Annotated in this window: 17 protein-coding genes; 8 read left to right on the forward strand and 9 right to left on the reverse strand. The window is 36.2% G+C overall.

The genetic code is table 11. The annotated features are described in order from the left end of the window. Positions 1 to 6: 6 nt before the first annotated feature. The 7 genes from DET49_RS01260 (at position 7) to DET49_RS01290 (ending at position 6,868) form a co-directional block, all read left to right on the forward strand. A complete protein-coding gene (locus DET49_RS01260) occupies positions 7 to 945 on the forward strand; it encodes a mevalonate kinase (protein WP_133546333.1) in 939 nt (312 codons plus the stop codon). An 11-nt stretch (positions 946 to 956) separates the two neighbouring features. Continuing rightward, positions 957 to 1,862, forward strand: coding sequence for a geranylgeranylglycerol-phosphate geranylgeranyltransferase (locus DET49_RS01265; RefSeq protein ID WP_133546334.1), 906 nt, complete (start codon positions 957 to 959; stop codon positions 1,860 to 1,862). An 18-nt stretch (positions 1,863 to 1,880) separates the two neighbouring features. Continuing rightward, the gene (locus DET49_RS01270) at positions 1,881 to 2,357 is read left to right on the forward strand and encodes a nucleoside deaminase (protein ID WP_133546335.1); all 477 of its coding nucleotides are present in this window, start codon (positions 1,881 to 1,883) and stop codon (positions 2,355 to 2,357) included. Between the two features lie 97 nt (positions 2,358 to 2,454). After that, the gene (locus DET49_RS01275; RefSeq protein WP_133546336.1) at positions 2,455 to 3,297 is read left to right on the forward strand and encodes a pseudouridine synthase; all 843 of its coding nucleotides are present in this window, start codon (positions 2,455 to 2,457) and stop codon (positions 3,295 to 3,297) included. 283 nt (positions 3,298 to 3,580) lie between these two features. After that, complete coding sequence (locus DET49_RS01280) at positions 3,581 to 4,984, forward strand: arginine decarboxylase (RefSeq protein WP_133546337.1); 1,404 nt, start codon at positions 3,581 to 3,583, stop codon at positions 4,982 to 4,984. A gap of 44 nt (positions 4,985 to 5,028) precedes the next feature. Next, positions 5,029 to 5,904 (forward strand): agmatinase, encoded by an 876-nt coding sequence (gene speB / locus DET49_RS01285; RefSeq protein ID WP_133546338.1) that lies wholly within the window; start codon positions 5,029 to 5,031, stop codon positions 5,902 to 5,904. Continuing rightward, the gene (locus tag DET49_RS01290) at positions 5,897 to 6,868 is read left to right on the forward strand and encodes a deoxyhypusine synthase family protein (RefSeq protein WP_133546339.1); all 972 of its coding nucleotides are present in this window, start codon (positions 5,897 to 5,899) and stop codon (positions 6,866 to 6,868) included. The genes speB and DET49_RS01290 overlap by 8 nt, the downstream gene beginning before the upstream one ends. Before the next feature lie 65 nt (positions 6,869 to 6,933). Here DET49_RS01290 and DET49_RS01295 read toward each other — a convergent pair whose 3' ends face one another. The 9 genes from DET49_RS01295 to DET49_RS01335 form a co-directional block, all read right to left on the reverse strand. Continuing rightward, positions 6,934 to 8,358 carry a mannosyltransferase gene (locus DET49_RS01295; RefSeq protein ID WP_133546340.1) on the reverse strand — a complete coding sequence of 475 codons (1,425 nt, stop codon included), beginning with the start codon at positions 8,356 to 8,358 and terminating at the stop codon, positions 6,934 to 6,936. Between the two features lie 128 nt (positions 8,359 to 8,486). Then, on the reverse strand, positions 8,487 to 9,953 hold the full coding sequence (locus DET49_RS01300; protein WP_133546341.1) for a cellulose synthase family protein: 1,467 nt from the start codon (positions 9,951 to 9,953) through the stop codon (positions 8,487 to 8,489). Further along, positions 9,953 to 10,645 carry a glycosyltransferase family 2 protein gene (locus tag DET49_RS01305; RefSeq protein WP_133546342.1) on the reverse strand — a complete coding sequence of 231 codons (693 nt, stop codon included), beginning with the start codon at positions 10,643 to 10,645 and terminating at the stop codon, positions 9,953 to 9,955. The genes DET49_RS01300 and DET49_RS01305 overlap by 1 nt, the downstream gene beginning before the upstream one ends. Then, positions 10,645 to 12,228 carry a 4Fe-4S binding protein gene (locus DET49_RS01310; RefSeq protein ID WP_133546343.1) on the reverse strand — a complete coding sequence of 528 codons (1,584 nt, stop codon included), beginning with the start codon at positions 12,226 to 12,228 and terminating at the stop codon, positions 10,645 to 10,647. Before DET49_RS01310 ends, DET49_RS01305 begins: the two co-directional genes overlap by 1 nt. Then, positions 12,225 to 13,511: an NAD(P)/FAD-dependent oxidoreductase gene (locus DET49_RS01315; protein WP_133546344.1), complete on the reverse strand. Its 1,287-nt coding sequence runs from the start codon at positions 13,509 to 13,511 to the stop codon at positions 12,225 to 12,227. The genes DET49_RS01310 and DET49_RS01315 overlap by 4 nt, the downstream gene beginning before the upstream one ends. A gap of 7 nt (positions 13,512 to 13,518) precedes the next feature. Further along, positions 13,519 to 14,331, reverse strand: a complete 813-nt coding sequence (locus tag DET49_RS01320; protein WP_133546345.1) for a purine-nucleoside phosphorylase — start codon at positions 14,329 to 14,331, stop codon at positions 13,519 to 13,521. A gap of 3 nt (positions 14,332 to 14,334) precedes the next feature. Next, positions 14,335 to 14,952: a TIGR04282 family arsenosugar biosynthesis glycosyltransferase gene (locus DET49_RS01325; RefSeq protein ID WP_133546346.1), complete on the reverse strand. Its 618-nt coding sequence runs from the start codon at positions 14,950 to 14,952 to the stop codon at positions 14,335 to 14,337. A gap of 26 nt (positions 14,953 to 14,978) precedes the next feature. Further along, positions 14,979 to 16,037 (reverse strand): arsenosugar biosynthesis radical SAM (seleno)protein ArsS, encoded by a 1,059-nt coding sequence (arsS, locus tag DET49_RS01330; protein WP_133546347.1) that lies wholly within the window; start codon positions 16,035 to 16,037, stop codon positions 14,979 to 14,981. 46 nt (positions 16,038 to 16,083) lie between these two features. Then, positions 16,084 to 16,419 carry an arsenosugar biosynthesis-associated peroxidase-like protein gene (locus DET49_RS01335; protein WP_133546348.1) on the reverse strand — a complete coding sequence of 112 codons (336 nt, stop codon included), beginning with the start codon at positions 16,417 to 16,419 and terminating at the stop codon, positions 16,084 to 16,086. Positions 16,420 to 17,000: 581 nt separating this feature from the next. On the opposite strand from DET49_RS01335, the gene DET49_RS01340 reads away from it, so the two are divergent. Next, on the forward strand, positions 17,001 to 18,023 hold the full coding sequence (locus tag DET49_RS01340) for a helix-turn-helix domain-containing protein (RefSeq protein ID WP_133546349.1): 1,023 nt from the start codon (positions 17,001 to 17,003) through the stop codon (positions 18,021 to 18,023). Positions 18,024 to 18,640: the final 617 nt, after the last annotated feature.

The following is an 18,640-nucleotide window of genomic DNA, read 5'->3' on the forward strand; positions in this document are numbered from 1 at the left end:
AAGCTTATGAAAGGACCTTTATTTTATTCGAAAATCCTTCTCTTTGGAGAGTATGGAATTATCAAGGATTCCAAGGGTTTATCAATTCCTTATAATTTTTATAATGGTGCTTTAAAGGTAGATGAAAATCCATCGGATACGGCTGTAGCTTCCAATAATAGTTTACGCCGATTTGCTGATTATTTAAGCGACCTTGAACAGAACAGTCCTGGGTTGGTACAGTTTGATATGCCAGCACTATATGCTGATATCAAAAAAGGCATGTATTTCGATTCTACTATTCCGCAGGGTTACGGAGTAGGAAGTAGTGGAGCCTTGGTTGCAGCTATTTATGATAAATATGCTACCGGGAAGATCACCGTTTTAGAAAATCTTACTCGCGATAAATTATTAAAACTAAAAAAGATCTTCGGAGAAATGGAATCTTTTTTCCACGGAAAATCTTCTGGCTTAGATCCGCTTAATAGTTATTTAAGCATTCCAATTCTTATTAATTCCAAAGATAATATTGAACCCGCGGGAATTCCGTCCCAGACAGAAAATGGCCAGGGCGCTGTATTTCTGTTAGATAGCGGTAGTACTGGAGAAACAGGTCCAATGGTGGGGATTTTTATGGAAAATATGAAGCAGGAAGGATTTAGACAAATGCTGAAAGAACAATTTGTAAAACATACTGATGCCTGTGTAGACGATTTTCTTAAAGGTGACGTTAAATCTCTTTTCACCAATGTGAAAAGGCTTTCTCACGTTGTGCTTGATAATTTTAAACCCATGATTCCGGATCAATTTCATAAACTTTGGAAACATGGAATAGATACTAACGATTATTACCTGAAGCTTTGTGGTTCTGGTGGCGGCGGTTATATTTTAGGTTTCACTGAGGACATTGAAAAAGCCAGAAAATCCCTAAAAGATTACAAATTAGAAGTGGTTTACAACTTCTAAATTCCAAATACATGGCGTCTTCTTCTAACAAGCGTTTATTGCTGAAAATGCTTAGTTTGTTTTCAGTGGTTCGTGGTTATAATATTTTAGTGCTTATTGTAGCCCAATACCTCACTTCAGCTTTTATTTTGGCACCGGAACTTCCCTTAAGAAACATCTTTTTTGATGATAATTTATTTTTTCTGATCCTGTCCTCAGCAACAGTAATTGCGTCAGGATATATCATCAATAATTTTTACGACAGCGAAAAAGATTTAATAAACAGGCCTAAGAAAACCATGTTAGACCGGTTTGTAAGTCAGCGAACGAAACTTTCCGTGTATTTCATTCTTAATTTACTAGCTATTTTCTTTGCGAGTTATGTTTCGTTTAGGGCGGTGGTTTTCTTTTCAGTTTATATTTTTGGTATTTGGTTGTATTCTCATCGTTTAAAACGAATTCTATTCCTTGGGAATCTCGTAGCTTCCATTTTAACCATTACCCCTTTTTTCGTGGTTTTTGTGTATTATAAAAATTTTGAGACTGTAATCTTTATTCATGCCACATTCCTTTATTTAATGATAGTAATGCGTGAATTGGTGAAGGATCTGGAAAATATGCAGGGCGATTTACTTCAAAATTATCAAACTATCCCGATCGTGTATGGGGAGAGACGCAGTAAATTTTTTCTCTCAATTTTAAGCATTCTGGCAATTATTCCCATTATGCTTTTAATTACAAGTTTTGATACCGGTTATATGGATTACTATTTCTATGTTTCCCTGGTTCTGCTTGTATTTTTTTTATTATTTCTTTATTTCAGCAGAGCAAAATGGCAATATTTATTGCTTCATAATATTTTAAAATTAATTATTGTAGTGGGGGTTTTTAGCATCTTACTTATAGATATTAAGGAAGTATTCAACAGAGTTTTCTAACAATTTATTCAAATCAATATGGTAAAAGATCATAGCTATTTTCTTAAAAGGGCTATTCAGTTGGCAGAAGAAGGCATGGACAAAAATCAGGGAGGACCCTTTGGTGCTGTAATTGTTAAAAATGGTGAAATTATAGCCGAAGCTAATAATACAGTCACGGTAAGTAATGACCCAACAGCTCACGCAGAAGTTGTTGCCATTAGAAAGGCCTGTGAGAAATTGCAGGATTTTCAGCTGAAAAATTGTATTTTATATACATCTTGTGAGCCCTGTCCTATGTGCCTGGGGGCTATTTACTGGGCACGTCCCGAAAAAGTATATTATGCCCTTACGCGTGAAGATGCTGCTAAAATAGGTTTTGATGACCAATTTATATACGACGAGATTGCATTGAAAATGGAGGATCGCAAAATTCCATTTGAGCATTTAATGCGGGAAGAAGGACTACCAGTATTTCAAAAATGGGATGCTAAAGGGGATCGTGTCGATTATTAACTGAAGGATTTTATACTTATCCCAATAGGGTGAAATCTTTCAATTAAATAGAATGCCACTATGAATCAATAGAGTACCTTTGCAAAAAATTAGCGATATGAGTAGAAACGACAAATCTAAAGGTGGAAAAGTTAGCGGAAGACAAGGCGGCAATAAAAGCAAAAAGTCTTTGGCTAGAGGCAATGCGCCTATAAAAAAAGAGCAGTCTGCCCCTAAAACACCTTCCAATACCGATGGAATTCGTTTAAATAAATATATTGCCAATGCCGGAATTTGTTCCCGCCGAGATGCAGATATTTTTATCTCTGCAGGAAATGTAACTGTTAATGGCAATGTAGTGACTGAGATGGGTTTTAAAGTTGCTCCTACCGATGAGGTGAAATTTGACGGCAGAAGTGTTAATCCGGAAAAACCGGAATATTTTGTTCTCAATAAGCCAAAAGGTGTTTACGTCACCGGAAGTACTGATAAAGGAGGCAAAACCGTCATGGATATTATGGCTAAGGCGACCAAGGCAAAACTTGATCCAGTAGGGAAATTGGATACTCAGGCAATGGGACTTTTGGTTTTTACAAATGATGGTACCTTGGCCAAAAGACTCGGAAAGCCAAGAAACGGAATCAGACAAATATATCAGGTAAATCTTACCAAGCCCCTTTCAGTTGAGCATTTGGAGAAAATCAGAAATGGGGTAATTCTGGAAGATGGTAGGGTGAACATTCAGGACATCAGCTATATTGCCGATAGACCTAAAAATGAAATAGGTATAGAAACCAATAGTACTAAAAATCATATCATTCAACGACTTTTTAAAAGTCAGGGGTATGAAGTAGAAAAATTGGATCGGGTAGTATTTGGTGGGCTGACAAAAAAAGACCTCCCAAGGGGGCGGTTTAGGAGGCTTACAGATCAGGAAGTTATAAATTTAGGAATGCTTTAAAAAAAGTGTTTCCGTATTAAGTTTTTTAATATTTTTGAACCGGGTTAGGATCTCCCTTTTCCCGGTTTTTTTATTTCAATATTAATGCACCTAATTAATTGACAGGATTTTATAATCGACACCACGGACAGCAATCACCTTTTGTTAAAATATTTATTTTGAAATACCATCAGGTTTCTAAATTGTCTCTTCAAATAATTTTCTTAACATTAATTTACCAATCATTTCTTTTGGTGCGAAAAATTAATGCCTAAATTTTTACCTTAATATTTAAACCAATCAATTGAATACTAAATACAGCGATTTAATAGACCAGACCTATTATTTTCCCCAGGAGGAATTTACTCTGGATGGCACTGAATTAAAATTTCACGACATAGATTTAATGGAGCTTGTAAAACAATATGGATCTCCTTTAAAATTTACATATCTGCCTAAGATTACCGATAACATAGCCAGGGCGAAAAAATGGTTTGCGGATGCTATGGCCAAACATGATTATAAGGGAAGCTATAATTATTGTTATTGTACTAAAAGTTCGCATTTTCAACATGTGCTAAACGAAGCATTAAAAAACGATATCCATATTGAAACTTCCTCAGCGTTCGATATTAATATCGTGGAGCAACTCAAGAAATCAGGAAAGATAACCGACGAGACTTATGTGCTTTGTAATGGGTTTAAGCGGGACCAGTATATTGAAAATATTTCCGGATTGTTAAATAACGGTCATAAGAATTGCATTCCAATTATAGATAATTACGAGGAAATTGATCTTTTAACCGATAAGATTGAAGGTAAATTTCCTATTGGAATAAGAATAGCCTCAGAAGAAGAGCCGAAATTTGAATTTTATACTTCTCGCTTGGGTATTGGCTATAAGAATATTGTACCCTTTTACAATCGTGAAATAAAGGAAAATGACAAGGTGAGCCTGAAAATGCTACACTTTTTTATAAATACCGGCATTCGGGATACGGCCTATTACTGGAATGAACTGCAAAAATGTTTACGTGTTTATATCAACTTAAAGAAAGTTTGTCCTGATTTAGATAGTCTGAATATTGGTGGAGGATTTCCAGTGAAGAATTCGCTTCATTTCGAGTACGATTATGCTTATATGGTAGATGAAATTATAAACCAGATCAAGCTTTATTGTGAGGAGGCCGAAGTAGAAGTTCCACATATTTTTACTGAATTCGGAAGTTTTACTGTAGGAGAAAGTGGCGGAGCGATTTACGAAATTTTATATCAGAAGCAGCAAAACGATCGTGAAAAGTGGAACATGATAAATTCTTCATTTATAACCACTTTGCCAGATACCTGGGCGATAAGCAAAAAATTTGTGATGCTTCCAGTAAACCGTTGGAACGATGAATATGAACGTGTCTTACTTGGTGGCTTAACCTGTGATAGTGATGATTATTATAATTCTGAGCAAAATGTTAACGCTATTTATCTTCCCAAGTATAGAAAAGATAAACCTTTATACATTGGATTTTTCAATACTGGAGCCTATCAGGAAACCATCGGAGGTCACGGCGGGCTGCATCACTGCTTAATTCCGCAACCAAAACATATACTTATCGATAAAGATAAGAATGGAAATATAAAAACCAGTTTGTTTAGCCCCGAACAAAATGCCGAGGATATGCTTAAAATCCTTGGTTATAATGGAAGCAATTAATTTTTTATAAATTTATAACCAACAACAACCAATTTAGCATTACAATGAATAAAAAGAATTACGCCGGAATACCAGATAAATATTCGCGAATAGATGACGCGAAAGTGGTATTGATCCCTGTTCCTTATGATGGGACAAGTAGCTGGCAAAAAGGGGCGGATAAAGGTCCTGAGGCTTTTCTTGAAGCTTCAGAGAATATGGAGCTTTATGATATTGAAACCAAATCTGAAGTGTACAGGAAAGGAATATATCTTGCACCTGCGGTTACTGAAGACGAATCACCAGAGAAAATGGTAGACACCGTTTACAAGACCGTAAAAAATTATATTAAGCAGGAAAAATTTGTTACAATTTTTGGCGGGGAACATTCTGTTTCAATAGGTACAATTCGTGCTTTCAACGAAAGTTTTGAAGACTTAACAGTGGTGCAATTAGATGCACACGCTGATCTTAGACCGGAATATGAGGGTTCTAGCTGTAATCACGCCTGCGCGGTATATGAAGCCAGTAAAAAAGCTAATTTGGTGCAGGTAGGTATTCGATCAATGGATGTATCAGAAGTAGAACATATGGATGAGAACCAGGTGTATTTTGCGCATGATCTTTACGAGGACTGGCAGGAGGATGCCATTGGCCAAATGACGCCCAACGTATTTATCACCATAGATCTGGATGCTTTTGATCCTTCTATTTTACCATCTACCGGCACCCCTGAACCCGGTGGACTTTTCTGGTATGAAACCTTGGAATTCCTCAAAATGATGTTCAAAAAGAAAAATGTTGTAGGATTTGACATTGTAGAACTTTGTCCTAATAAGAACGAGAAATCGTCAGATTTTCTTGCGGCAAAGTTGTATTATAAAATGTTGAGCTATAAATTTAAATACCAAAATTATAACGAAGAAGACGAAGATGAATAAAGGAGCCATTTCCCAATTTATAGAAAAATATTACTTACATTTTAATTCTGCAGCCCTTGTAGATGCTGCAAAAGATTACGAAAAACAACTTGAAGGTGGTTCTAAAATGCTTGTTTCTCTAGCGGGAGCGATGAGTACGGCAGAACTAGGTAAGATTTTTGCCGAAATGATTCGCAAGGAGAAACTCCATATTATTTCTTGTACTGGAGCTAACCTAGAAGAAGATGTGATGAATCTTGTGGCCCATTCGCATTATAAGAGGGTGCCACATTATCGCGATTTAACGGCGCAGGATGAATGGGATTTATTGGAGAAAGGATTAAACCGTGTAACCGATACCTGTATTCCCGAAGAGGAAGCATTTAGAAGAATCCAGAAACATATTGTAAAGATTTGGAAAGATGCCGAAGCTAGTGGAAAACGCTATTTTCCACATGAGTTTCTTTATAAATTGTTGCTTTCCGGAGTTTTGGAAGAACATTATGAAATAGACCTGAAAGATTCCTGGATGTATGCCGCTGCCGAAAAGAACCTACCCATGGTTGTTCCTGGCTGGGAAGATAGTACCCTGGGGAATATATTTGCATCCTACGTGCTTAAAGGGGAATTAAAAGCCAGTACAATGAAATCAGGAATTGAATATATGACTTTTCTTGCGGATTGGTACACCAATAATTCAAAAGAAGGAATTGGATTTTTTCAAATTGGCGGGGGTATAGCCGGGGATTTCCCAATTTGTGTGGTGCCTATGTTATACCAGGATATGGAAAGAACCGATACGCCATTCTGGAGTTACTTCTGTCAAATATCCGATTCTACAACAAGTTATGGTTCTTACTCTGGAGCTGTACCGAACGAGAAAATTACCTGGGGTAAATTAGATATAAATACGCCCAAGCATATTATAGAAAGCGATGCAACCATTGTAGCACCACTTATTTTTGCGTATTTGCTGGATATGTAATCACCAAGAAGGTTTGGAACTTTAAACTCAAAAGCTGTTCGGTTCGAAAAGGATGGAACGGCTTTTTAAGCGTTTTTTCGACTGGTTTTTATCCGTAAAGAACGGTTGTTTATATCCTGCAGTAAATATTGAAAAATTTCAATAAGAAAAAGGCTGATTACAACAATATATTCGACTGCAATGAGCCAATAGTTTTCCTGAAATTCAGCATTTGCATAAGCAGAATAACTGAGCATTACCAATAGGGACCAAACAAGGGCAAACCTAAATTTGGTAAAAACTGAAAGCAAAAGAGGCGTGGCAATATACCAGGGATGCACTGTGGTGGCAAGGAAAAAGTAAATTGAAACTCCCCACAGCATTGTTGTTAGAAGTTTCTTTGTGGAATTGTGGTTTCTAAAAAATGATAATCCTGCAAAGATAAGGATCACAATAACTGGTAATATTTTTCCAGCAGTTGCTATAATATTATAGCCTTTTAACTGAAAACCAATCCACCTGATTACATAATAAATACTCGCATTAAATTCAAACTTCTGGAACCAAAGTGCGATACTCGCCAAAAAATTCGATATTACTGTTGAAGAAATAAATGGTAGAAAACTTACTGAAACCGTGATTCCAACTATCAAACAATAAATGGAGAACATTTTAAAATTTAACTTTCGGTTACCCTGAACCTGATTTTCCACAACGGCATTCTTAGATTTTTTCTTACTTGAAAAATAATTCCATAGTAAGGGTACAAACAATAATGGCAATAATTTTACTGAAATTGAAACCCCCATAAGCACTGCACTCCAAATCCATTTTGTTTGCTGTAATAAATAAAAGGCCCAGACCAGGAAAAAAAGCATTACCCCTTCAAAATGGAGGTTTCCAGTAAGTTCTATGAGAATGAATGGATTGAGGATAAACCAAAAAATTTGATGAGAAGGTAGGTTTAATTTCAGCAATAATTTTCGACCAAAATAAAGAATTCCAAGATCTGCAAAAATGATAAAAAACCGCATAGCGATCACAGCACCTAAAATACTTTTTCCTCCCATAAGTACTGCGATAGCAAATATCAACTGATTTGCAGGTGGATAGCTCGTGAAATTTCCTGCACTTAGATTGCCCATTCCTTGTATCAATTTTTCCTGTGTGTCACCAAGTGGTGTAGGGAATTCTCGGGGCACCGATATATAAGGATTTATTCCTTCTAAAATTAATTTGCCATCCCAGATAAAGCGATAAAAGTCTTGCGAAAGGTTTGGTACAGCAGCAATAAAAATTAATCGAAATAGCAACGCAGCTCCTGCCAAAAACCAAAAGTTGTTTTTTTCTAATTGAATAAGCTTAAAGCTGATAAAAAATACCCCGGTGTAAAGACTTATTAATTTAACGAAATCATCTCGGTCAAGACCGTATGCAAAAGACCAGTATAAAACACCTCCTGATAGAATTAGGAGAATAGAGAATTTATGATATTTAAAGAAATCTTTCACTTTTTCTATCAAAATTAGCTGCCCAAAAAACTCAATGGTAGCAATCTGTTATTGAATATTTAATCAACCAAAAGAAAACTTATCTTAATTTGTCACCACAATTACAATTTATTTTTGGTTCAGCTTTCTTAAATTCTAAGCGATCTAATAACCACAAATCCAAAGCCTATGAAAAGCATTAGGTGGAAAATAACAAGGCTAAAATCATTAAGTATAAAAGAACTGAAAAGGCCAAAGCCAAAATACAGCCACAGTGCGAATTCCACGGCAATACTCAATGAAAATTTTTGTTGAATGTAAATATTGTGTTTCCAGGAATCTCTTAGCGAATTTACATTGAATTTTGGCGTTCTTATAAACGCTGATTTTTTTCCAAAATGTCCTTCCAAAACAGCCAATGAATTATGAACAGAGAACCCCATCGCTATGGAGAAGAACGTAAAAAACATGCCGATAAAATTCAGAAAACTCTTTATGCTTTTGCCATGGATCTTTGTATAGGCGGTGTAATAGCATAATAAGAAAATTAAAGTACTTGCTAAAAAGAAGGCCATTAAATTGAAATACCAGTCAAACTGTGGATTGTTATTTTTAATAAACAAAAGTGGAATACTTAAAACTGCCAAAACCAGAATAACTAGAAACATACTGGAGTTCAGCAAGTGAAAAAACGCATGAAATTTAGTGTTCAAGGGTAGCGATTTATCCTTTACAAGCTTTTGGAAATTCTTCCTAAAATTTTCAGCCGCTCCCTTATTCCAACGGAATTGCTGGGATCGTGCTGCACTTATAGCCACAGGCAATTCGGCGGGAGTTTCCACATCTTCCAGGTATTTAAATCTCCATTTTTTAAGTTGTGCGCGGTAGCTCAGGTCAAGATCTTCTGTTAAAGTGTCTCCGCTCCAGTTTCCCGCATCCAAAATACATTCTTTTCTCCATATGCCCGCGGTGCCGTTAAAGTTGATAAAATGCCGTCCAAAATTACGACCTGTTTGTTCTAGTATAAAATGATAATCAAGAGCAAAAGCCTGAATTCTAGTAAGCAGGGAGTAATTACGGTTAATATGTCCCCAACGGGTCTGAACCACCCCAATTTCAGCATTTTTAAAATATGGTACTGTTTGCAATAACCAGTCCTCTTTTGGTAAAAAATCGGAATCAAAAATCGCTATAAACTCGCCCTTGGCGATTTCTAAACCTTCTCTTAAAGCGCCTGCTTTATAACCGATACGATTTTTACGGGTAATGTGTTTTAAGTTGAGTCCGCTTTTTTGAAGTTGAGCCACTAATGTTTCAATTTTTTCAACTGACTCATCAGTAGAATCATCTAAAACCTGAATTTCCAGTTTTTCTCTGGGATATTGGATTTTGGCAATATTTTTTAGCAGGCGTTCCAGTACATAAAGTTCGTTGTAAAGGGGAAGCTGAATAGTGATTACGGGAGTTTCATTAGGATTAGTCAAATCAAATTTTTCTGACTCATCCACCTGTTTTTTAGCCCTTCGGTAGTTCAGAAGTAACTGCAGCTGCGAAATACTGTAGAAAAGAATGAGCAGTAGGGCGAGAGTGTATAAAATGACAATGGCCAATTCCATTACTTGAAACTGTATTTAAAGATCCATCCCAGGATTTTGATTCCTGCAAAGGTAGCACCTTTCACCGTGCCCGAAACTTTTGAAGTACCAATTCTGTTTTTGTAATGGACAGGAACCTCTGTATAGGAAAATTCTTTTTTTAAGGCCTTGAGCTGCATTTCTATGGTCCAGCCATAGGTCTTATCCTGCATTTCCAGGTCCAATAACTTTTGATATTTAATAGCACGAAATGGACCCAGATCGGTAAATCGGGCATTAAATATTAGTTTCATTAAAGAAGTGGCCAACCAGTTCCCAAATATTTGGGGGAAGGTCATCGAACCTTTTTCACGCCATTTTTTAATTCGGGCACCAATTACCAGGTCTTTATTTTTTTTAATAATTGGAGCGATGATATTGGTCAATTCTGAAGGAAAATCGCTGTAATCACCATCTAAAAATACAATTATATCCGGTTTCACTGCTTGTTTTGAAATATAATCAATTCCTTTTATACAGGCATAACCATAGCCTTTTTGATACTCCTGAAGCACAGTGGCACCCGCATTTTTGGCATTATTCTCAGTTGCATCTGTGGAATTGTTGCTTACAACGATTATTTCCTGAACAATTTTTGGAATTTCAGCAATCACTTTGGCAATGGATTCTTCTTCGTTGAAAGCCGGAATAATGACCTTAATAAGATTCGGCATTACTTAGATTTCTGATTTACTAAATCCATTAAATCCACATCATTCCCAAGTAAAACCTCTTCAGAATTTATTCTTCCATCCAAGTCACCATTTTCAAGTTTTAACACCCCGCGAGGGCAAACTGCAGAGCAAATTCCGCATCCTACACAACTGGAACGAACTATATTTTCACCTTTTTGAGCATAGGCGCGAACATCAATTCCCATTTCGCAATAGGTAGAGCAATTCCCGCAGGAGATACATTGTCCTCCATTTGTGGTAATCCTGAATTTGGAAAAAAGCCGTTGCTGCATTCCTAATATTGCGGCCATGGGGCAGCCATAGCGGCACCAGACCCTGCTTCCAAAAATTGGATAGAAACCAACTCCGATGACACCGGAAAAAACAGCTCCAATTAAAAAGCCGTACCATTCACGAAGTTTGTAGCCAGCAAAGAAGAAGATATTACCATTACCGCTAAAATAATTAATGCAGATAATGGCTAGAATAATTACCAGATACCCGATGGCTCCATATTTCGCATCCTTGGCCAACTCTTTGTGTTTAAAGATCAAAATAACTGCAAAAAGTAAAGTAAGGAAGCCGGCCGAACCCCAAAGAAAAACATCCCTGGTAAGCCAAAAATCACTGGTACTATCCCCTAAAAAGGAATAAACAACTGCAATGGTCATAACCGTGACAAAAACCAAAACACTGTGAATAACCCAGCGTTCAATTTTCCAGGCATACTGGGATTTGTTGGAAAGCTGTCGAAAGGGATCTCCAGCGGTTTCCGCAAGTCCGCCACAACCACATACCCAACTACAATACCAGCGTTTTCCGTATTTATAGGTTAAAATCGGAGTAATTATAAAAACAGATATAATACTAAATACCAACATAATTACTCCCAGGTTTCCTGCTGAAAGGAAGGTGTTGATTTTATAATCGGTAAACAGGTCGTAGTTAAGCGGCCAGATATTAGCTGGATTGTAATATGGTTGGTTGAGCCTAATTAAAATTTCAGGAATTAAAAAGGCGAAACCCAACTGAAAGAACATTACAGAAAATGTACGAATCACTTCGTAACGATTTTGCCGATATTTCAAGATAAATTTGTAGCCAAAAATAAGAATGGCCACCGTGTAAAGGGTCCCGTATACGAACCACTGGCTGGCAGGATTTCCGTTGATGAATTGGCTTAATGGATCGAAAAAAGAAATTATTCCGGTATTGGCACCTTTGGCATTTAATCCGAGATATTGGGGATACCAATACAAGACGATGTAGAATAGGGTAAGGCTAATCCCAATTATCCAGGCCCAAAACCCACGAGCGGAAAGCGATTTAAACCAAACTCCGTCATTCTTTACACCGGCCGGTTTTCCTAAATATAAATCGTTAGCAAAAATTATGGTTCCAACTGTTATAAGTCCAAGAGATAGACTTAAAAATAAAGTCTTATTGGGGAAACTTAAATTGGTCAAGGTAAGGGCTAATAAAAACAATCCAATTAAACCAATACTGCTGGCAATTCTTTGGGTTAAAGAAAGTTTGGCCGGTTCCTCTGCAGTGAGGGACATATTACGTTCTAGGTTACTCATGGGTTCTGTAAATTCTCTTTAAAACTTTTAAAAATCTCTTTTTCATAACTGGTATAGAACTCTGGATCAAAATTTGCCTGTTTCAAATTGGCAAGGACGTGGTCTATTTTTTGCTCTTCATTTAACCATCGATTAAATATAGGGTGCCGCATCCTGATTCCGAAAGTATTTATTCCTAAAAACTTCTTCGAAGTTGGTTCAAAAGCTATGGTGATGGCTTTTGTTTTGTCCTTATGCTGCCAGTGGAACTGCTTTTCATTTTGGCCGGGTTTTGCTGAGACCTGACCGTAAGTCTGATATTCAATATCAAAGAATTTAGCCGAATTAAACCAGTTTCCCGGTTTGTATTTTATCGTATTGCCGGTTAAGGTTTGTGCCAGGGTTTCACCCATCATCCGTCCGGTGTACCAAACTGCTTCAATGGGTTTTCGATTGGATGCTGGTTGTTTTAACTGTGCGCAATCTCCAATGGCATATACCTCTTTTATGTTGGTTTGAAGAAATTCGTCCACTAAAATTCCTTTATCGGTTTCCAGCCTAGAATTTTTCAGAAAATCTATATTCGGTCTAACACCGGTGCAAAGACCTACTAACTGACATTTGATTTCTTCTCCTGAATTGGTGAAAACAGCTGTTACACCTTTCTTTTGATCGCCAGTAATCTTATCGATTTCAGTTTCGTGCCGGAGGTCAACACCATGTGATCTGATCTGGTCAGAAATTAATTTAGCATCCTGAAGTGGTAAAACATTGTGCCAGAAAGCTTTTTCGCGGATCAGGAAGGTTACATCGATATTTCTGGTTTTCAGCATTTCTGCGAGTTCTACACCGATTAATCCGCCACCAATAATAACGGCTTTATTACAATCTCTGGTATTCTCTTCCAGAAGTTCCAGATCCTGTTTGGATACCAATCCCTGTACCCCTTTGAGTTCTTGACCTTTCCAACCAAATTTATTATAAACCGAACCCGTGGCTAGAACTAGTTTGTCATAATTCATCTTTTCATTTGATGAAAAATGAAGCGTTTTTTCTTCAAAATTTATGTTGTCAACTAAGGCTTTTTTTAATTCTATACGGTTTTTCTCCCAGAACCAGTCTTCGTATGGCTTAAGGTGATCCCATTTCATATGACCCATATATACATACATCAGTGCGGTACGAGAGAAGAAATACTCGCTTTCTGCAGAGACCACGGTGATTTTTGCATCAGCATTTTTCCTGATGTGTCTGGCACAAGTGATGCCTGCAATTCCGTTACCGATAATAACGATATGTTCCATTCTAGTTTTAGATAGTTTTAATAATTTTCTTAAAAAGCTTAATCATATTTGGTTCTGCTTTGGCTGCCATTGCAATAATTTGGTCAATGTTTACAGGTTCTAAATTATCAGGATCGCCTTCATCAGTAATTACAGAGATAGCCGAAACGGGCAGTTCTAAATGGTTGGCTACGATTACTTCGGGGACAGTACTCATACCTACGGCATCGGCTCCTAAAACCTGAAGCATTCTATATTCTGCTCGGGTTTCTAATTGCGGTCCTAAAAGTGCCGCGTAAATACCTTTATGTAACCGAATACCTTCTTTTTTTGCTATTTCTTCAAAGGCATTATTCATCTGGGTGTCATATGGCGCACTCATATCCACAAATCGTTCGCCCAATTGCGAAACTCCTTTGAATGCTAAGGGAGAATCGCCAAGCAAATTAATATGATCGTCTATTAACATTAATTCTCCTTTTTTGAACTTTAAATTCACAGAACCGGAAGCATTTGAAACCAGTAATTTTGTAATTCCAAGTTGATGCATAATCCGCACGGGAAACGTTACCTCTTGTATGCTATAGCCTTCGTACATATGGAAACGCCCCTGCATAACTATTACCTTTTTACCAGACAGCATCCCAAAAATTAATTTCCCCTTATGAAATTCTACAGTAGCGGTTGGAAAATTCGGAATATGCTTATAATCAATTTCATATTCTATCTCGATCTCATTTAAAAGGCGACCTAATCCTGTGCCGAGAATAATCCCGATTTCAGGATCAGCAAAGCCTTGCTCCTTTAAGTATTCGGTGGTTTCCTGTATTTTTTTGATCATATTTTAATAGTTGAAAAATTGCTGAAAATCCTCGTGATCATTAATGTCTGATAGATAATCAATATCATTCCTGGCTTCAAGTAAAGCTATATTTTTGTTTTTAAGATCTTTTAAAGTCTCCTCTAAAACCGTGGATGTACCCCAATCTTTTTGCTGAAAAACTTCAGGGAACAATTGGTTCATTCCTATTAAATAGTATCCGCCATCTGTTGCAGGTCCAATTACAGCCTCTTTTTTATCTAATAATTGGAAAGCTTTGTTGAGGTCCTCTTGTTGTAAATCGTAAAGATCACTACCGATTAAAATGATATTTTTATAACCATTTTTAAAACCTTCCTGAAAAGCATTTTTCATTCGCTCTCCCAAACCATCTCCGTGCTGAAGTTTTTTGTTATAGATAGTGGGGTTCCAAATATCGTTTTTAGCTAAAGTTTCAGAATAATATATTTCTTTAGTTACTGCCAGATTTTTAGTAACTGAAACTGTATGACGCAGTAAAAAATTATAAATTTCAAAAGCTGTTTTATTTCCAACTTCTTCCGCAAGGCGTGTTTTTACCTTGCCCAATTGTGGATTTCTTGTAAAGATAATTAATAAAGCATCAGTTGAGGTAAGGCTCAAAATTTAATATATTTTCTGATTAAAAATTAGTCAAGGGTCCCCTGACAACTACTTCCGGCTCCAGCGGTACAACCATAACAATGTTGGGAAATTCTAATTTGCCGGTTATTGAGTAGCGTCTCATTATATTCACTTATATGCTTTACTTTACTGTTCACTTTCAACTCCAGCATTTGATTAAAATCGCAGTCATAAAGCCAGCCGTCCCAACTAACAGAAATCGTATTGGTGCACATCACGTTTTGCACCGCAGCAGGATTATAAGCATCTACAAGGGCATACATATAATCTTCGTAATTCTCTGAGGCTATCAAGTATTCCAAAAATCGGCTAATGGGTAGATTCGTGATGGCGAAAAGGCTATTAAACTCAATATTAAAATCTTCCTTAAGGGCCTTTTTGAAATCTCGTTCTAGGCCTCCCTGGTTGGCAGGCAAAAATGCCCCTGCAGGGTTATATACAAGATCTAATTTAAGCCCACTACCTTCCTGGGCATATCCAACTTCGTTCAACATCTGTAAAACCTTTATGGATTTATTAAAAACGCCTTTTCCACGTTGTTTATCGGTTTTTTCCCTCTTGTAAAAAGGAAGCGACGAAGCCACGTGGACATTATATTTTTTAAAAAACTCAGGTAAATCGTGATATTTCTTGTTGGCCAAAATAATAGTAAGGTTAGACCGGACGATAAAATCTTTAATACCTGCTTTCGAAGCTTCCTCTACAAACCATCTGAAATTAGGATTCATTTCCGGTGCTCCACCTGTGAGATCCAAGGTATGTGCCTTTGTGTGTCTAATAACATCAAGACATTGCAACATCGTTTCTCTACTCATGATCTCTTTACGATCTGGACCAGCGTCTACATGACAGTGGGAGCAAACCTGATTGCACATATACCCTAAATTAAGCTGAAGGATTTCTAATTTTCTAGGTTTTAAAGGAAAATTGCCGGTCTCGGCAATCTTATCTTTAAAGAGAGGGAGTTTACCCTCTTTGAAAATACCGTTGTTTAAAAAGGCAAGTTGATTTTCTGGTTTTGAAAGATCACTCTTTCTAGCCTTTAAGGATTTTAATAAAGCCATACAAAAAATGCTTTTAGAGCTTGAATAAAAATTAAAAATCTAAAATTTACATACTTAATTTTTTATATTTATTCATCATTTGCACCCCGTGGACAAGCGTGGCACCGCTTTCTATGGCAGCACCGGCGTGTATGGCTTCCATCATTTCCTCTTTGGTGATTCCTCGTTGTAATCCATCTTTGGTATAAGCATCAATACAATATGGGCATTTAACAACGTGGGAAACGGCAAGTGCTATAAGTGATTTTTCTCTTGCAGATAGGGCGCCTTCCTCAAAAACTTTTCCGTAGTAATCAAAAAATTTATTTCCTAATTCTTCGCTCCATTCGGTTATTTCCCCAAATTTTCGAAGGTCCTCTGAATTATAGTAAGTCTTAGACATTGTTGTGGCAAATTTTATTAATACAATTTTTGTCTAAAATATCTATTAAAACTTACTAAACAAATGATTGTTCGGTTTAATATCGGGAGTTTTTAATTGTTGGGAATTCTAAATAAAGAAACAGCGAAGGTGTTCTTTAATGTTTTTTTGGCGTTCTAATTATTTTTTTTACAAAAAATATTGAAACGATTATTATAGCCAAAATTTCCAGACCCAGTAATAGAAAAATAAAATCCATAGCTCTTTAGTTTTAAGGTGCCTAAGACCTTGAGGTAGGTCGTATTAATTTTATGTAAATATCTGAATGCTAATTTGTTTTGCTTGCCGGTTTTGCAATAAAAGTTACGCTTTATAAGGTTCTTTTCGATACATTTATGTATTTTGATATCTCGTTATACTAACGTTTTTCACATAAACTTAAGCTGAAAGCAAAAATTGTTGATGTGTTTTAGTTATATGTTTAATTCATATTTTAACTTTACGCAGATTTAAAAATGTTAAATTTTGCTAATGTTTATTAATTTAAACTAGTATTATTGCTTAAAAATTGATTTATAGGGGTTTCCCTAAGTGATTTATTTATGAGGATAGATGTCAAGACCTTACCGGTAGATGAAATTATTCAGAATATTTCTGAGAACCTTAATGCACCCGTTGAAAATGGTAGTGGTGAATATACTCTGAAATTGCCAAAAGAAATTGGCGAGGGATTTATTAGAGGAATCAGTTTGGATTCAGGGATCGGATTTATTACCTACAACTGCAAGTTTTATGATGATGTTGAAATTCATTTTGCACTGAACACCGTACACCCGCTTAAATTTATATTTTGCTCGGCGGGAACAACCGGACATTCTTTTCAGGATTCTGACAAAATTAACGAAATCAAAGCATATCAGAATATAATTGTATCCAGTAGTGGTTATAACGGTCACGTCTTATATTTTAAGGCTAACGAGCCTACACATGTGTCGAGTTTAGAAATAATTCGTTCGGTTTTTGCACATCGAAGAAATTATGATTTTAAAGATCTGGATCCAACTTTAAAGGAGCTATTCCAAGATGCGGTAGCCGAGAGGCAATTCTTCTATCAGGGGAATTATAGTATTAAGGCCGCTGATATAATGAATGAGATTAATACCAAAGAATTTACCGGGTTTTTAAGGTCTCTTTTTCTTGAAGCTAAAGCCTTTCAAATGCTGGTGATTCAAATATCTCAGTACCAGGACGATGAATCAGGGGATAAACTTCCTCAAATATTGAGACAGTCTGATATTGAAAAAGTGGATTATGTCGTTAAAAGAATTCAGGGTGATCTCGGAAGTAATTTAACTGTTGAGTCCCTTGCTAAAGAGGCCGGCACTAATGTAAATAAGCTCCAGGAGGGGTTTAAATATGTTTATGATCTTACCGTGAATAAATATATGCAGCATAAAAAATTAGAGGCAGCCAAAGAAATGCTAATGACTTCTGAAAAAAATATTTCTGAAATTGTCATCGCGATCGGGCTTAATAATAGGAGTTATTTTTCTAAGATTTTTAAGGAAAAATATGGGGTTAACCCAAAATATTTTTTAAAAACAAGGAGAAAAGGAGATGATTAAGTTCTCCGAATAAAATCCTTGACTTGTAAATACCAATAACATAGGTTGATTATCCTTTAAGGTAAAGCTTTCTTGCTATTGTCTGTTGGAATTGCTATGGATGGACATCCTTAAATTTTAGTTGCGTTAAATAGCTCTTGAAGCTGCCTATATTTTGATTTAAAATATAATTCTTACTTTGGAAAAGTAACTTTTTTAATCTTGAGCACTTACTAAAGAAGAATGTATTGGAGTGAAACTTATTTCATTTTTTTTTTGGTATTGAATTTTAAAATGATGTTTTTAACTTCGAACAATAGGGTTCAGCCAAATTTTTTATCACCTTCTAATTCTTATCCAACTTGATCTTCGCAATAAGAAGTAATTATTACTTTGGAATCATCGCCTTTGTGGAAATTTGAATGTGAAAAATTCAATTCTGTTGGAAGTAATTAAACCGTCTAAGGCATTCTCACAGCTTGTTCTTTATTCCTGGTAAGTTCGTTTGTAAGAGGTATTTTCTATGGAATATTTTTCAATCAAAACATACCTCAGGGTCTTTTATTAGCAGTTCTGAAACTCCGATTTATCGCCAAGTGCTTTTTCTTCAGGAACTTCTTTAAATTTATTTATATCAT

The sequence above is a fragment of the Salegentibacter sp. 24 genome, assembly GCF_004362395.1.
Classification (GTDB): domain Bacteria; phylum Bacteroidota; class Bacteroidia; order Flavobacteriales; family Flavobacteriaceae; genus Salegentibacter.

Bases quoted from the DNA above. Each gene is read 5' to 3' on its own strand.
- DET49_RS01260 (WP_133546333.1), top strand. From the start codon at position 7: ATGAAAGGACCTTTATTTTATTCGAAAATCCTTCTCTTTGGAGAGTAT.
- DET49_RS01265 (WP_133546334.1), top strand. From the start codon at position 957: ATGGCGTCTTCTTCTAACAAGCGTTTATTGCTGAAAATGCTTAGTTTG.
- DET49_RS01270 (WP_133546335.1), top strand. From the start codon at position 1,881: ATGGTAAAAGATCATAGCTATTTTCTTAAAAGGGCTATTCAGTTGGCA.
- DET49_RS01275 (WP_133546336.1), top strand. From the start codon at position 2,455: ATGAGTAGAAACGACAAATCTAAAGGTGGAAAAGTTAGCGGAAGACAA.
- speB (WP_133546338.1), top strand. From the start codon at position 5,029: ATGAATAAAAAGAATTACGCCGGAATACCAGATAAATATTCGCGAATA.
- DET49_RS01290 (WP_133546339.1), top strand. From the start codon at position 5,897: ATGAATAAAGGAGCCATTTCCCAATTTATAGAAAAATATTACTTACAT.
- DET49_RS01300 (WP_133546341.1), bottom strand. From the start codon at position 9,953: ATGGAATTGGCCATTGTCATTTTATACACTCTCGCCCTACTGCTCATT.
- DET49_RS01305 (WP_133546342.1), bottom strand. From the start codon at position 10,645: ATGCCGAATCTTATTAAGGTCATTATTCCGGCTTTCAACGAAGAAGAA.
- DET49_RS01310 (WP_133546343.1), bottom strand. From the start codon at position 12,228: ATGAGTAACCTAGAACGTAATATGTCCCTCACTGCAGAGGAACCGGCC.
- DET49_RS01315 (WP_133546344.1), bottom strand. From the start codon at position 13,511: ATGGAACATATCGTTATTATCGGTAACGGAATTGCAGGCATCACTTGT.
- DET49_RS01320 (WP_133546345.1), bottom strand. From the start codon at position 14,331: ATGATCAAAAAAATACAGGAAACCACCGAATACTTAAAGGAGCAAGGC.
- arsS (WP_133546347.1), bottom strand. From the start codon at position 16,037: ATGGCTTTATTAAAATCCTTAAAGGCTAGAAAGAGTGATCTTTCAAAA.
- DET49_RS01335 (WP_133546348.1), bottom strand. From the start codon at position 16,419: ATGTCTAAGACTTACTATAATTCAGAGGACCTTCGAAAATTTGGGGAA.
- DET49_RS01340 (WP_133546349.1), top strand. From the start codon at position 17,001: ATGAGGATAGATGTCAAGACCTTACCGGTAGATGAAATTATTCAGAAT.